This is a genomic window from Streptomyces sp. NPDC055966 (assembly GCF_042269865.1).
Lineage (GTDB): Bacteria > Actinomycetota > Actinomycetes > Streptomycetales > Streptomycetaceae > Streptomyces.
The window spans coordinates 62,028-75,379 of the sequence record NZ_JBHJYK010000021.1; the positions used below are offsets into that span (position 1 = coordinate 62,028).

The 13,352-nt window shown below is 72.5% G+C and carries 13 protein-coding genes and 1 pseudogene; 10 read left to right on the forward strand and 4 right to left on the reverse strand.

All coding sequences use genetic code 11. The features are described from left to right. Positions 1-45: 45 nt before the first annotated feature. On the forward strand, positions 46-813 hold the full coding sequence (locus ACFC8N_RS36045; RefSeq protein WP_376293311.1) for an ArsR/SmtB family transcription factor: 768 nt from the start codon (positions 46-48) through the stop codon (positions 811-813). Positions 814-939: 126 nt separating this feature from the next. Here the strand turns inward: ACFC8N_RS36045 and ACFC8N_RS36050 are convergent, their stop codons facing one another. The 3 genes and pseudogenes from ACFC8N_RS36050 to ACFC8N_RS36060 all read right to left on the reverse strand — a co-directional run bounded on the left by ACFC8N_RS36050 (position 940) and on the right by ACFC8N_RS36060 (position 3,555). Beyond that, positions 940-1,374, reverse strand: a complete 435-nt coding sequence (locus tag ACFC8N_RS36050) for an SPW repeat protein (protein ID WP_356032272.1) — start codon at positions 1,372-1,374, stop codon at positions 940-942. Positions 1,375-1,575: 201 nt separating this feature from the next. Beyond that, positions 1,576-2,587, reverse strand: a pseudogene (locus ACFC8N_RS36055) (FAD-binding domain-containing protein); the annotation flags it as partial. Positions 2,588-2,649: 62 nt separating this feature from the next. Beyond that, entirely contained in the window at positions 2,650-3,555 is a 906-nt protein-coding gene (locus tag ACFC8N_RS36060) for a LysR family transcriptional regulator (protein WP_362820890.1), read from the reverse strand. Positions 3,556-3,698: 143 nt separating this feature from the next. Between ACFC8N_RS36060 and ACFC8N_RS36065 the strand changes: the two genes are divergently transcribed. From ACFC8N_RS36065 to ACFC8N_RS36095, 7 genes are all read left to right on the forward strand, one after another. Next, on the forward strand, positions 3,699-3,776 hold the full coding sequence (locus ACFC8N_RS36065) for a putative leader peptide (RefSeq protein WP_350786652.1): 78 nt from the start codon (positions 3,699-3,701) through the stop codon (positions 3,774-3,776). A 174-nt stretch (positions 3,777-3,950) separates the two neighbouring features. Further along, positions 3,951-5,078 (forward strand): dimethylsulfone monooxygenase SfnG, encoded by a 1,128-nt coding sequence (sfnG, locus tag ACFC8N_RS36070; protein WP_356032267.1) that lies wholly within the window; start codon positions 3,951-3,953, stop codon positions 5,076-5,078. Positions 5,079-5,152: 74 nt separating this feature from the next. Next, positions 5,153-6,382, forward strand: coding sequence for an acyl-CoA dehydrogenase family protein (locus ACFC8N_RS36075; protein WP_376293137.1), 1,230 nt, complete (start codon positions 5,153-5,155; stop codon positions 6,380-6,382). A gap of 62 nt (positions 6,383-6,444) precedes the next feature. Next, complete coding sequence (gene ssuE / locus ACFC8N_RS36080; RefSeq protein WP_356032261.1) at positions 6,445-6,999, forward strand: NADPH-dependent FMN reductase; 555 nt, start codon at positions 6,445-6,447, stop codon at positions 6,997-6,999. 8 nt (positions 7,000-7,007) lie between these two features. Then, positions 7,008-8,195 carry an SfnB family sulfur acquisition oxidoreductase gene (locus ACFC8N_RS36085; protein ID WP_376293140.1) on the forward strand — a complete coding sequence of 396 codons (1,188 nt, stop codon included), beginning with the start codon at positions 7,008-7,010 and terminating at the stop codon, positions 8,193-8,195. Between the two features lie 47 nt (positions 8,196-8,242). After that, positions 8,243-9,385 (forward strand): LLM class flavin-dependent oxidoreductase, encoded by a 1,143-nt coding sequence (locus ACFC8N_RS36090; RefSeq protein ID WP_376293143.1) that lies wholly within the window; start codon positions 8,243-8,245, stop codon positions 9,383-9,385. A 28-nt stretch (positions 9,386-9,413) separates the two neighbouring features. Further along, the gene (locus tag ACFC8N_RS36095; RefSeq protein WP_376293146.1) at positions 9,414-9,587 is read left to right on the forward strand and encodes a hypothetical protein; all 174 of its coding nucleotides are present in this window, start codon (positions 9,414-9,416) and stop codon (positions 9,585-9,587) included. 93 nt (positions 9,588-9,680) lie between these two features. Here the strand turns inward: ACFC8N_RS36095 and ACFC8N_RS36100 are convergent, their stop codons facing one another. After that, on the reverse strand, positions 9,681-10,715 hold the full coding sequence (locus tag ACFC8N_RS36100) for an acyl-CoA dehydrogenase family protein (RefSeq protein WP_376293148.1): 1,035 nt from the start codon (positions 10,713-10,715) through the stop codon (positions 9,681-9,683). A 209-nt stretch (positions 10,716-10,924) separates the two neighbouring features. Between ACFC8N_RS36100 and ACFC8N_RS36105 the strand changes: the two genes are divergently transcribed. Continuing rightward, the gene (locus ACFC8N_RS36105; RefSeq protein ID WP_376293150.1) at positions 10,925-12,247 is read left to right on the forward strand and encodes an aldehyde dehydrogenase family protein; all 1,323 of its coding nucleotides are present in this window, start codon (positions 10,925-10,927) and stop codon (positions 12,245-12,247) included. 70 nt (positions 12,248-12,317) lie between these two features. Continuing rightward, positions 12,318-13,235: an aldo/keto reductase gene (locus ACFC8N_RS36110; RefSeq protein ID WP_376293152.1), complete on the forward strand. Its 918-nt coding sequence runs from the start codon at positions 12,318-12,320 to the stop codon at positions 13,233-13,235. Positions 13,236-13,352 lie beyond the last annotated feature (117 nt).

The following is a 13,352-nucleotide window of genomic DNA, read 5'->3' on the forward strand; positions in this document are numbered from 1 at the left end:
ATCGACTGCATAACGTTGAGTGTGCGATCAGAGAACGACAGCGGGATGGACAAGGTCTTCAAGGCGCTGGCTGACGACACGCGCCGACGCCTGCTGGACCGGCTCCACGAGAACAACGGCCAGACCCTGGGCGAGCTGTGCGAGCGCATCGCCATGACGCGCCAGTCGGTCACCCAGCACCTGGCCGTCCTGGAGGCCGCGAACCTGATCGGCGTGGTGCGACGGGGGCGGGAAAAGCTGCACTACCTCAACCCCGTGCCGCTCCATGAGATCCAGGAGCGGTGGATCGAGAAGTTCGAGCGCCCGCGCCTGAGCGCGCTCGGTGCCCTGAAGCGACGAGCCGAGGAAGCCATGACCGACAAGCCCAGCTTCGTGTACGTCACCTACATCGCGAGCACGCCCGAGAAGGTCTGGGCGGCGCTCACCGACGCCGACCTGACGGCCGCCTACTGGGGTCACCGCAACGAGTCCGACTGGCGGCCCGGCTCCCGCTGGGCGCATGTGCGGACCGACGGTTCCGGCGTCGAGGACGTCGTCGGCCGCGTCGTCGAGAGCGAGCCGCCGGCCCGGCTGGTCACCACCTGGGCCGCGCCCGCCGACGAGGACCGGGAGGACCGGCACTCCCGGGTCACCTTCGAGATCCAGCCGTACGAGGACATCGTCCGGCTGACCGTCGTCCACGAGGAGCTGGGCGGCGAGGAGGAGCGCTCGCAGGTCGGCGCTGGCTGGCCGGCCGTGCTGTCCAACCTCAAGTCGCTGCTGGAGACCGGGCGCACCCTGCCGCAGGAGCCCTGGCTGGTGCCGAGCCGCTGAGCGGGCGCGGTGCGGCCGGCCCGCTCGGGCGGACCGGCCGCACCCGGTCGGCTGTCCTTCCTCGTCCCTCCGTGTCTCCTTGTCCCTCCGTGTCTGCTCGCGCTCTCCTGTCGCTCGCGTCTCCTGCTACGGCCTGGGTGTGCTCCTCGCCGCCGTGCCGGCGCAGACCAGTCCGAGCACGAGCGCCAAAGCGCCGATGACGATGTTGTTGATGATCACGCCCCGGTCGGGGCTCGTGCCCACGATCCACGGCGCGATGATCATCCAGATGCCCAGGGCGCACATGGCGTAGCTGAGGCCGTACATCCGCTCGGGGGCACGCGTGAAGCCGAGAGCCAGCAGGCCTATCGCTATGCCCATGATCAGGTTGTGGGCCACGAGCGAGGGCTGGCTCGTCGTGTAGTGCACGATCCACGGGGATGCCGCGCAGTACAGGCCGAGCAGGAAGACCGGCCCGTCCACGAGCGCCACATCGCGACCGCCGAGCATACGGGCGTAGCGTTCCCGCATTTCGGAGACATCGGGGTGGGTCGTCATATCACCCCTGTGCAGGTTGGCCATGACTCGTCTCCTTTGACTTCGCAGGCCAGGCCGTGTCTGGTGCGACGTGAGATAAGCGCCGCTTGCTTCCATTTTGCCCTTATTTCGGCTTTATGTGTAGGGCTCGGCGGTCGGGCTCCGTCCCGGGCGGAGCTCAGGCCCGCCGGAAGCGGGCCGGACCGTCGGCGAGGTCGGCGATCGGGCCCGGGCAGCCCCCGAGGCGGGGGCGGGTGTCGGGCCGGTGCCCGCCGCCCACTGCCAGTTCGGCTGGTTGTTCGCCAGGGCCCCGTCGGCCGGCAGGCCCAGGAAGTGCCGCGCCCCCCACGCGCCGGTCGACGTAGGGCGTCTTCGTCAGGAAGCCCGCCGTCAGCACGCCCGCGGTGGTGCGTCCAGCCCTCGTGGCGCAGTTGGCGCAACTCCGCGTCGATCACCGGATCGCCGGTACGGCCCTCCCGCCACGCCTCGATGTCCGCCGTGGCGGGCCGCGCGGCCGGCACCTGACGGTGGGAGTCCCGCCAGGCGGGCTGCCGGACGAACGCCTCGTCGCCGGATCCGCCCGCCTTCCGTGCGCGGTGGGCGAGTTCGACGGGCGAGAGCGCGCCGCAGTGCAGACGGGGCGACAGCTGTGAGGTCGCGTCGCCGGCCGGTCCTCGTGCCGGTCCTCGTGCGCGGCGATGCCTGAACGGAGCCACGCGGTCAGCTGCTTCCCGGCCGCCGGCTCGCCTCCGGCCGGCGTCCCCGGGGACACATCCGACAGCCCGGCGCGGGAGGGGAGCTCCCCGGAGGCGATGCAGTGCGGGACGGACAGTGCGCGCGGCGCACCGAGCGGGTCGCGCAGCCGCCGCGCCGACCAGTGGCGGAAGTACGGCGTGACGCCCGCGAAATGGTCCGAGGCGCCGCGCCCGGTGTCACCGAGCAGGGCGCGAACGCCTGGGTCGCCGTGTCGTGCACGTGCAGCCGCCGCCCGCCGTGCTGGGCGTACGCACTCGCGTCGGCCGCCAGGTGCACCCCGTCGGCGCCCGCCACCGCGGCCACCGCGCACACCTCCTCGACGACGTCCGGAGCGCACCACCAGCCGCCGCCAGCCGGTCGGGCACCGCGAACCCGGCGTCCGGCACGCCCCGATCGCGCACGAACAACGGAACGACCCGGGGGCCCCGGCTGTCGCGGCCCGCAGTGGCGGGTGGTCGTGCAGCCGCAGATCGGAGGTGAACAGGACGGTCGAGACGGTCATGACGCGGCTTCGGGGTGAGGGCGAGGGCGACGACGAAGGCGGCGCGGCGCGTGGTCCGCCGGTCAGCCCGCCGTCAGTTCCCGTGCCCGCCGCACGAAAGCCGCGTGCAGGTCGTGTGCCGCCTGTGGTACCGACTCCGCGCGGCGGCGCTGGAGTGTCAGCAGCACCCTGGTCGTGTCGTCGGACAGCGGCCGGCTGGTGAGGACGCCGGAGCGCTCCAGCGGGTCACCGGCGACGCTGAAGTCCGGCAGTACGGTCGCCCCGAGCCCCTCGGCCACCATCAGCTTGCCCATCTCCGCGCCGTCCGTCGAGTACGAGAACGCCGGGACGCGGCCCGACAGCAGCCGGTGGACGTACCGGTGCATCACGTACCCGGCGCGCATCGCGATCAGCGGCACGCCGAGCAGGTCCTCGACGCCGACCACCGCGAGCGCGGCGAGCGGGCTGTCCGGGCGCACGCACACCACCGGGCGCCCCCGCAGCAACTGTGTGCACTCCATGCCCGCGGGCATGTCGTCGCCGTCCAGGTGGTTGACCAGGCCCAGATCGAACCCGCCTTCCACCAGGCCCCGTTGGATCTCCGTCTGCTGCGCGCCGACCACCTCGACCTGGGTGACGGGATGCGCCGCCCGGAACGAGCGCAGTACGGGGATGAGCAGCGGCACGGTCGCCGCGTTGACCGTGCCGACCCGCACCATCCGGCTGATGCGGTGCTGCTCGCCGGCCGCCGCCCGCAGCCGGTCCACCGCCTCCAGCACGCTCACGATGTGCGGCAGCAGCTCCCGGCCCGCCGCGCTCATCTTCGCGCCCGACCGCTTCCGCTCCAGAAGGTCGACACCGAGTTCCCGTTCCAGGTTCCGCACCGTCTCGCTCAACGCGGGCTGGGACAAACGCAGTTCGTCGGCCGCCCGGCGCAGGGAACCCAGCCGGGTCACGGCGGCTATGTATTCCAGCTGTTCGGTACGCACCGCCGCAGAATGCGGGGCCGGGTGGAACAGGTTCAAGGGTTTTCCTGTCACACCTTCGTGAAATTCAATGGTCCGCGATACGAGACCGGTCGGGTTCTCCTTGACGGCCGTCGCCGACGGCTGCCACGATCGACGGCATGACGATGCGACTGGACCTCACGCGGCGACGCCATGTCGACCTCGCACGCGTCTCCAGCGCCTCCTGTTGCGCCGCGGCCTGATCACCCCTCCGCGATCCGCCGCGCTTTCCCCTTTTCCTCGCTCTCGGCTTCCTCTTTTCTCGCCTGAATTCGCCGTGCCCGCACCTTCGTTCAAGTGCGCCCGCGCCCTTTGCGGCGACCGTGCCTGCACCTGAATTCGGCGTGCCCGAAAGCATGACGCACCAGGAGTTCCGCATGCCCGCAGCACCCCTGCAATTCGCCTACTGGGTCCCCAACGTCAGCGGGGGACTCGTCACCAGCACCATCGAACAGCGCACCGACTGGGGATACGAGTACAACCGCCGGCTGGCCGTGCTCGCCGAGAACAACGGGTTCGACTACGCCCTCAGCCAGGTCCGGTACATGGCCAGCTACGGCGCCGAGTACCAGCACGAGTCGACGAGCTTCAGTCTCGCCCTGCTGCTGGCCACCGAGCGCCTGAAGGTCATCGCCGCCGTCCACCCCGGCCTGTGGCACCCCGGAGTCCTCGCCAAGTTCGGCGCCACCGCCGACCACCTGTCCGGCGGGCGGTTCGCCGTGAACGTCGTATCGGGATGGTTCAAGGGGGAGTTCACCGCGCTCGGCGAGCCCTGGCTGGAGCACGACGAGCGCTACCGGCGGTCCGAGGAGTTCATCACCGCCCTGCGGAAGATCTGGACCGAGGACCACACCGAACTCGCCGGAGACTTCTACCGGTTGCGGGACTTCACCCTGAAGCCCAAGCCGCTGGACGTCCCCGGGCGCGCTCACCCGGAGATCTTCCAGGGCGGCAACTCGACAGCCGCCCGGCACATGGCGGGCCGGGTCTCGGACTGGTACTTCTCCAACGGCAAGGACTACGACGGTGTCGTCGAGCAGCTCGCCGACGTCCGCGCCTCCGCCACCGAAGCCGGCCGCGGCGCACCGAAGTTCGGCCTCAACGGCTTCCTCATCGCCCGCGACACCGAGGCGGAGGCCCGCGAGACCCTGCGCGAGATCGTCGCCAAGGCCGACACCGAGGCCGTCCACGGCTTCCGCGCCGCCGTCCAGCAGGCCGGACGGTCCACCGCCGACGGCAAGGGCATGTGGCAGGACTCCGCCTTCGAGGACCTGGTCCAGTACAACGACGGCTTCCGCACCGGCCTGATCGGCACTCCCGAGCAGATCGCGGAACGCATCGTCGCCTACAAGAAGCTCGGCGTCGACCTCTTCCTCCTCGGCTTCCTCCACTACCACGAGGAGGTCGAGTACTTCGGCAAGCGCGTGCTCCCCCTCGTACGGGAGCTGGAGGCACAGCTTCCCGGGAGCGAGCCCGAGCCCGTCCCGGCACCCGCCCACGCCTGACCTTTCCTTCCCCCCGCCTTTCGCGCCGCACCGGAAGAGCACCGGGCCGCACCGCGAGAAAGAGGTCACCCCGAATGAGCAGCACCGACGGCACCGACGCGCACACCGACTGGACCACCCGCCCCGCCCCCGCCACCGCCGAGGACTGGATCGCCCGTGCCACCGAGGTGGCGGCCGTCCTCGCCACCGACGCCGCAGCCCGCGACCGGGCCGGTGCCACCCCGTACGCCGAGGTCCGGCTGCTGAAGGACTCCGGCCTCGTCACCCTGCTCGGCCCCGTCGAACACGGAGGCGCGGGACAGGACTGGCCCACCGCCTACCGGGTCGTCCGCGAGATCGCCAAGGCCGACGGCTCGATCGGACAGCTCCTCGGCTACCACTACCTGTGGTTCTGGGCCGCCCGGCTCGTCGGCACCCGTGAGCAGTGGGAGCATGTGGAGGCCGAGGCCTCCCGTGACCGCTGGTTCTTCGGCGGCGCCGTCAACCCGCGCGACAAGGACGTGATCGTCACCGAGGACGGAGACGACCTGGTCTTCACCGGCCGCAAGTCGTTCTCCACCGGCAGCAGGGTCTCCGACGTCACCGTCCTGGAAGGCGTCCTGGAGGGCACCGAGAAGCATGTCTTCGCCATCGTGCCGTCCGACTCCGAGGGGCTGACCTTCCACGACGACTGGGACAACATCGGCCAGCGGCTCACGGAGAGCGGCGGCGTCACCCTCGACGGGGTCCGCACCCCGTGGTCCTCCGCCGCCGGGTACGTGGACAAGGAGTTCCGGCCGCGGGTCTACAACACCCTCAACGTCCCCACCATCCAGCTGGTGTTCGTCAGCTTCTACCTCGGCATCGCCGACGGCGCGCTGGACACGGCCCTCACCTACACCGGCACCAAGTCCCGCCCCTGGCTGCACGGAGGCCACGAGCGCGCGGTCGACGAGCCGTACGTCATCGACACCTACGGAGACCTCACCGCCAAGCTCTGGGCCGTGGAGGCGCTCGCCGACGCGGTCGCCGCCGAGGGACAGAAGCTGCACGACGACCCCGACGCGGTCACCGCCCGGACCCGTGGCGAGTTCGAGGTGCGGGTCGCCGCGGTCAAGGCCCGCGCCACCGAGGTCGCCCTGGAGATCACCAGCCGGATCTTCGAGGTCACCGGCGCCCGCGCCACCGCGACGGCGGAGGGCCTGGACCGTTTCTGGCGCAACGTGCGCACGCACACCCTGCACGACCCCGTCGCCTACAAGCGACGCGAGGTCGGCCGCTGGGTCCTTGAGGGCGAACTGCCCGAACCCACCTGGTACTCCTGACCGCCCTCCGCCCGGGCGCCCGTCCACGCACGGGTGCCCGGCGCACCAGAAACGAGGCACGCATGGCCACCGTCCTGTCCGTCTCCGGCAGCCCCTCCGCCACCTCCCGCACCGGCCGCCTGCTGCGCCACCTGGACCAGCGGCTGACCGCCCACGGGCACGAGGTGATCGCGCTCGACGTCCGCGCTCTGCCGGCCGAGGCACTGCTCGGCGCCGACGCGCGCCACCCGGCCATCGCCCGGACCGCCGAACTGTTCGCCCGCGCCGACGGCGTCCTGATCGGCACGCCCATCTACAAGGCGTCGTACTCCGGCGTGCTCAAAGCGCTCCTCGACCTGCTCCCGCAGTACGCGCTCACCGGCAAGACCGTGCTGCCGCTGGCCACCGGTGGCTCCACCGCCCATGTCCTCGCCATCGACTACGCGCTGCGCCCGGTGCTGAACTCCATGGGCGCCGCCCACATCGTCCAGGGCTGGTTCACCCTCGACAAGGACATCACCGTGCGCGAGGACGGCTCGCTGACCGTCGCCCCGGCCACCGCCGAGGCGCTCGGGCAGGTGGTGGACCAGTTCTCCGCCGCCCTCGGCCGGACCCCGCTGCTGGCGGCGGCGAGCTGAGCCGTCCCATGACCGCCGCACACGTCATCGCCGACGACGCCGAGGCGCTCGCCGTCGCGGCGGCCCTGGCCGCGGAGTTCCGCGCCGGGGCCGCCGAGCGGGACGCCGAACGGCGCCTGCCCCGGGCCGAACTGGACCGGCTGTCCCGCTCCGGGCTGCTCGCCGTCACGGTGCCCGCCGACCACGGCGGCGCCGACGTCACCATGGGCACCCTCGCGGAGATCTTCCGGCTGCTCGGCACGGCCGACGCGAGCCTCGCCCAGATCCCGCAGAGCCACTTCGTGTACACCAATGTGATCCGTCGTCAGGGAACCGAACGGCAGCGGAAGTTCTTCTTCGCCGAGCTCCTGGCCGGACGCCGGTTCGGCAACGCGCAGTCCGAAGCGGGCACCAAGCACGTGCAGGACATCCGCACCCGCCTGGAACCCCGACCCGACGGGTCGTACCGGCTCACCGGCGTCAAGCACTACTCCACCGGAGCCCTGTTCGCCGACTGGATCCCGGTGCTCGCCCGCGTCCCGGACGACACCCTGCACGTCGCCTACGTCCCCCGGGACGCCCCCGGCCTGAGCGTCGTCGACGACTGGGACGGCATGGGCCAGCGGACGACGGCCAGCGGTACCGTCCGCCTGGACGCCGTACCCCTGCCCGCCGACCGGGTGCTGCCCCACCACCTCACCTTCGAGGGGCCGCAACTGCACGGCGCCGTGGCCCAGTTGCTGCATGCCGCCATCGACACCGGCATCGCGGACGGGGCGCTCAAGGAGGCCGCGGAGTTCGTCCGCACCAAGAGCCGCCCGTGGTTCGAGAGCGGTGCCGACGCCGCCGTCGAGGATCCGCTGCTCGTCCAGCGCTTCGGTGAACTCGACCTCCGGGTGCGGACGGCCCGGGCGCTGCTGACGGAGGCGGCCCGCGCGGTCGACGCGGCCCGCGGTCGGCTCACCGACGACACGGCGGCCGAGGCGTCCCTCGCCGTCGCCGCCGCCAAGGTGCGTGCGGGAGAGGCCGCGGTGGAGGTGGCGGGTGCCCTCTTCGAAGTGGCCGGCACTCGTTCCGCGCTCAACTCCCTCAATCTGCACCGGTATTGGCGCGACGCCCGCACCCACACCCTGCACGACCCGGCCCGCTGGAAGATCCAGCACCTCGGCCGGTACGCGCTGACCGGCACCCCGCCGCCCCGGCACGGCCTGCTCTGACGGACCGCACGGCCCGCCGCGACGGACACCAGAGAACGGAGCCCCACGTGTCCCTCACCTTCCACTGGTTCCTGCCCACCAACGGCGACAGCCGCCATGTCGTCGGCGGCGGCCACGGCACCCCGGCCACCGCGTCGGGCCGGGACCGGCCGCCCACGGTCGCCTACCTGAGCCAGATCGCCCGCGCCGCCGAGCAGCTCGGCTTCGCCGCCGCGCTCACCCCGACCGGCGCCTGGTGCGAGGACGCGTGGCTCACCACCGCCATGGTCAGCCAGAACTCCGAGCGGCTGAAGTTCCTGGTCGCCTTCCGGCCCGGCTCGGTCTCGCCGACGCTCGCCGCGCAGATGGCCTCCACCTTCCAGCGGCAGAGCGGCGGCCGGCTGCTGCTCAACGTCGTCACCGGCGGCGAGAGCCACGAACAGCGGGCCTACGGCGACTTCCTCGACAAGGACGCCCGCTACCGTCGTACCGGCGAATTCCTGCACATCGTGCGCCAGTTGTGGGACGGCAAGAGCGTCGACCTGGACGGCGAGTTCCTGCGCGTCGAGGACGCGAAGCTCAGCCGGCTGCCCGACCCGGTGCCCGAGGTGTACTTCGGCGGCTCCTCGCCAGCCGCGGGAGAGGTCGCGGCCAAGTACGCCGACGTGTACCTGACCTGGGGCGAGCCACCCGCCCAGGTCGCCGGGAAGATCGCCTGGATCCGCGCGCTGGCCGCCGAGCACGGCCGTACCCTGCGCTTCGGCATCCGCCTGCACGTCATCACCCGGGACACCACCGCCGAGGCCTGGGCGGAGGCGGACCGGCTGCTCGACGGCTTCGATCCGGAGACCGTCCGGGCCGTGCAGGCGGGGCTCGCGCGCAGCGAGTCCGAGGGCCAGCAGCGCATGCTCGCGCTGCACGGCGGCAGCCGGGAGAGCCTGGAGATCCACCCGAACCTGTGGGCCGGCATCGGCCTGGTGCGCGGCGGCGCGGGCACGGCGCTGGTCGGCAGCCACGACGAGGTCGCGGAGCGGATCAAGGAGTACCACGCGCTCGGCATCGACGAGTTCGTCCTCTCCGGCTATCCGCACCTGGAGGAGGCGTACTGGTTCGGTGAGGGCGTGCTGCCCCGCATCGCGGCCCAGGGACTGTGGACACACCCCGACGACGGCGCGTCCGTCCCCTCGGCGCAGGTGCCGTTCACGAGCTGACCAACTCGCCTCAGCAGACGGCCGGTTCATGAGGCAAGAACCGAACGAGGTCTCCACCGCCGTCACGTGGGGTGGTGCCGCGCTGGGTGCGCATGCCGGTGCCCGAGCTACGGCGGCGGTTCCCCCGGGGGGCCGTTCCGCCGTGTACCAGACCGCGCTCAACGCCTTCGGCCTGCACGGCCTGGTCCACCCGGCCCCGTGACCTGGGCCTCGGCTTCGCCGCGGCCGAGACGGTCGTCACCCGTGCGCCGGCGCAGGGGGCGCTGCGACGGCGCTGACGCCCGCCCCGTGTGCCTCAGCCGGCCGCCAGCGCCCGCAGATGTGCCGTACGGGTCTCCGTCGTCTGCCCCTGGACCAGCAGGAACAGCGCCTCCCGGGCGAGGCGCTGGGCCCGGCTCGACAGGGCCATCGACCGGCCGCCCCCGGCGACCATCGCCGCCGTGGTGGACCTGCGCAGCACCTCGTACGCCTCCGCCCGCACGGCCAGCCGCTCCTCGGCCCGCTCCAGCGGCACCGGATGGTCGGCCAGGGCGTAGGCCCGGCGGCGCACGTCGTCGAGCCGGGCGCGCAGCGGGGCGGCCGGCTCCTCGTCCAGCAGGTCCAGGGCGGCGCGCGCGACGCCGAAGACCGCCGGGTTGGCGTTCAGCGTCCGGGCCCGGTCGCCGGGTGCCCAGCGTGCGTACGGCATCCGCAGGGCGACCGCGTCCTCGGGCAGCCGCAGTCCGGACAGTTCCAGCGACACCGTGCGCGCGGCGGTGAGGGCGGCGAGGCGCATCGGCTCCGAGGCGCGCAGTCCCGGCTGCTCGCGGGCCTCGGCGAAGGCGAACAGCACCTCGCCGGCCTCGGTCACCCCGGCGAGCAGCAGCACGTCGTTCAGCCCCCACCCCGTGTACCAGGGCACGGTCCCGTCGAACCGCAGGCCGCCGGCCTCCCGTCGGACCCGCACCGGCGTCCGCGGATACGACCGCAGATGCGCGTACGCCACCCCGGCCAGCAGCTCGCCGCGGGCCAGCGGGCCCAACAGGCGTTCACGGACCGGGAGTTCGCTCTGCGCGAGGGTCTGCACCGGGGAGTGGTGCTGGGTCTGCACGAACCACGTCGAGCAGCAGGCACCGGCCAGGATCTCGGCGGTCTCGCGCAGCACCGCGGGCGGCGCGCCGGAGCCGCCGTACGCGACGGGTGCCCCCACGCCGAGCAGCCCCGACCGCTTCACCGCCGCGATATGGCTCGCGGGCACCCCCTCCTGGTCCACCCGCTCGGCCTCGGGGACGAGCAGCTCGGCGGCGAGCCGGCGGGCGCGGGTGACGAGCGGATGCGCGGTGGTGGTCATGGCGGGGATTCTTCCGGACCATTGCGGGCGACCCGTGGCGGGGGCCGGTCCGGGCGGGCGTATCGGGGGCGGCGCGGGGGTGGCCCGGGCGTGTGAGCGTGATCACTTCTGCCCGGCGGGATTAACTTGAGGACCTGAAAGGTTGGCGACTACATCCAATGAGTCCTAGGCTCGGGCCGTAACCGCCCGGCACCCCCAGCGAGGCATCCGTGAACCACCCCGCCAACGAGCAGCCCGCCGACATCGTGGCCCGGCTGCGCGCCACCTTCGCCACCGGCCGCACCAAGCCCGTCGACTGGCGCACCGAGCAGCTGCGCCGCCTGCGCGCGATGCTCACGGAACGCGGCGCCGACCTCGCCGCTGCCCTCCACGCCGACCTCGGCAAGAGCGGCACCGAGGCCTATCGCACCGAGATCGACTTCACGATCCGCGAGATCGACCACACCCTGGACCACCTCGCCGACTGGCTGCGCCCCGAGCCCGCGCCCGTCCCGGCCCACCTCGGCGCCGACGCGACGGCCTGGACGCAGTACGACCCGCTGGGCGTCGTCCTCGTCATCGCCCCCTGGAACTACCCGGCGCAGCTGCTGCTCGCCCCCATGGTCGGCGCACTGGCCTCCGGCAACGCCGTGGTCGTCAAGCCCAGCGAGCTGGCCCCGGCCACCTCCGCCGCCCTCGCCGAGCTGATCCCGGCCTACCTCGACACCGACGCGGTCGCCGTGGTCGAGGGCGGTGTCCCGGAGACCACGGCCCTGCTGGCCGAGCGCTTCGACCACATCTTCTACACCGGCAACGGCACCGTCGGCCGCATCGTGATGCGCGCCGCCGCCGAACACCTCACCCCGGTCACCCTCGAACTCGGCGGCAAGTCACCGGTGTTCGTCGACCGCGACGCCGACCTGGACGTGGTCGCGGACCGGCTCGCCCGCGGCAAGTTCCTCAACGCCGGACAGACCTGCGTCGCCCCCGACTACGTGCTGACCGACCCCGAGACCGCCGCCGCCCTGGAGACCAGCCTGGTGCGGGCGGTCGAGACGCTGTTCGGCACCGACCCCGCGCAGTCCCCGGAGTACGGCCGTATCGTCAACGAGCGCCACTTCGACCGGCTGTCGGGGCTGCTCGGCTCCGGCCGGGTGGCCGTGGGCGGCGCGAGCGACCGCACCGCCAAGTACATCGCCCCGACCGTCCTCGCGGACGTCGACCCGGCGTCGGCGGTCATGCAGGAGGAGATCTTCGGCCCGATCCTGCCGATCGTCACCGTGCCCGGCCTGGACGAGGCGATCGCCTTCATCAACGACCGCGACAAACCGCTCGCGCTGTACGTCTTCAGCGAGTCCGAGCAGACGCGCGGGCGCATCGCCGCCGAGACCTCCTCCGGCGGCCTCGGCTACGGCCTGCCCCTCGCCCATCTCACCGTCTCCGACCTGCCGTTCGGCGGCGTGGGGGAGAGCGGCATGGGCAACTACCACGGCCGCTACTCCATCGAGACGTTCAGCCACCGCAAGGCGGTCCTGGACAAGCCGCTCGGCTGAGCCGGCCCCGGCCCGGCCGTCCTCCCCGAATTCGCTTGCGTGGACGGCCGGATGTGCGACACTCCGCCGGATGACCGCTGAAACGATCACCGCGGAAGCATCCGGCACCGTCACGCTCGGCGATCTGCCCGTCCACCGCATCGGCTTCGGAGCCATGCGGCTGACGGGCAGCGCCGCGTTCCACCTGGGCACTCCCAGCAGCCGGGAGCGCTCCCTGTCCGTGCTGCGCCGGGCCATGGAGCTGGGCGTGAACCACATCGACACCGCCGCCTTCTACTTCTCGGCCACCCGCTCCGCGAACGAGCTCATCAACACCGCCCTCGCGCCGTACGCCGACGACCTGGTCATCGCCACCAAGGTCGGCCCCTTCCGCGACTACTGCGGCGAGTGGGGCACCTCGGCCCGGCCCGACCAACTGCGCGGCCACGTCGAGGAGAACCTGCGCCAGCTCGGCCGCGACCACCTCGACCTCGTCTACCTGCGCCGGATGCGCCAGGACTCCGTCGCCGAGCACTTCGGCGCCCTCGCCGAACTGCGCACGGCCGGGCTCGTCCGCCACCTCGGCATCTCCGGCGTCGAACCGCGCCACCTCACCGAGGCCCTGGAGATCGCCCCGGTGGTCAGCGTCCAGAACCGCTACGCCCTGGACCGGCCGGATCCCGTCGACGACGAGATGCTCCGCCTGTGCGGCGAGCGCGGCATCGCGTTCGTCCCCTTCTACGCCGTCGCCGGAGAGGCGGGCGCCCACGCGGCGGCCGACACCCACGACGAGGAGGTGCGCGCCATCGCCCGTGCCCACGGCGCGACCCCCGCCCAGATCCGCATCGCCTGGACCCTCCACCAGGGCCCGCACGTCCTCGCCATCCCCGGCACGGGCAACCCCGACCACCTCGTGGAGAACGTGGCCGCGGGGGCGCTGCGCCTGACGGCGGACGAGACGGCGCGGCTGGACGCCCTGCACACCGGGCCGGGCACCGGGGCGAGCTGACGCGGGCGGGGGATCCGGCCCGGCCACTCCGGGCCCGCCCATAATGGGCGGGTAAGGGACAAGGCGGGCGCACAGCCGTACGAAGGCGCGGTTGACTACCATCGTGTAGACGGATTC

What these genes read in the sequence shown, in the direction of transcription:
- ACFC8N_RS36045 (WP_376293311.1), top strand. Translation starts at nt 46, where the DNA reads ATGGACAAGGTCTTCAAGGCGCTGGCTGACGACACGCGCCGACGCCTG.
- ACFC8N_RS36050 (WP_356032272.1), bottom strand. Translation starts at nt 1,374, where the DNA reads ATGGCCAACCTGCACAGGGGTGATATGACGACCCACCCCGATGTCTCC.
- ACFC8N_RS36065 (WP_350786652.1), top strand. Translation starts at nt 3,699, where the DNA reads ATGCGACTGGACCTCACGCGGCGACGCCATGTCGACCTCGCACGCGTC.
- sfnG (WP_356032267.1), top strand. Translation starts at nt 3,951, where the DNA reads ATGCCCGCAGCACCCCTGCAATTCGCCTACTGGGTCCCCAACGTCAGC.
- ACFC8N_RS36075 (WP_376293137.1), top strand. Translation starts at nt 5,153, where the DNA reads ATGAGCAGCACCGACGGCACCGACGCGCACACCGACTGGACCACCCGC.
- ssuE (WP_356032261.1), top strand. Translation starts at nt 6,445, where the DNA reads ATGGCCACCGTCCTGTCCGTCTCCGGCAGCCCCTCCGCCACCTCCCGC.
- ACFC8N_RS36085 (WP_376293140.1), top strand. Translation starts at nt 7,008, where the DNA reads ATGACCGCCGCACACGTCATCGCCGACGACGCCGAGGCGCTCGCCGTC.
- ACFC8N_RS36095 (WP_376293146.1), top strand. Translation starts at nt 9,414, where the DNA reads ATGAGGCAAGAACCGAACGAGGTCTCCACCGCCGTCACGTGGGGTGGT.
- ACFC8N_RS36100 (WP_376293148.1), bottom strand. Translation starts at nt 10,715, where the DNA reads ATGACCACCACCGCGCATCCGCTCGTCACCCGCGCCCGCCGGCTCGCC.
- ACFC8N_RS36110 (WP_376293152.1), top strand. Translation starts at nt 12,318, where the DNA reads ATGACCGCTGAAACGATCACCGCGGAAGCATCCGGCACCGTCACGCTC.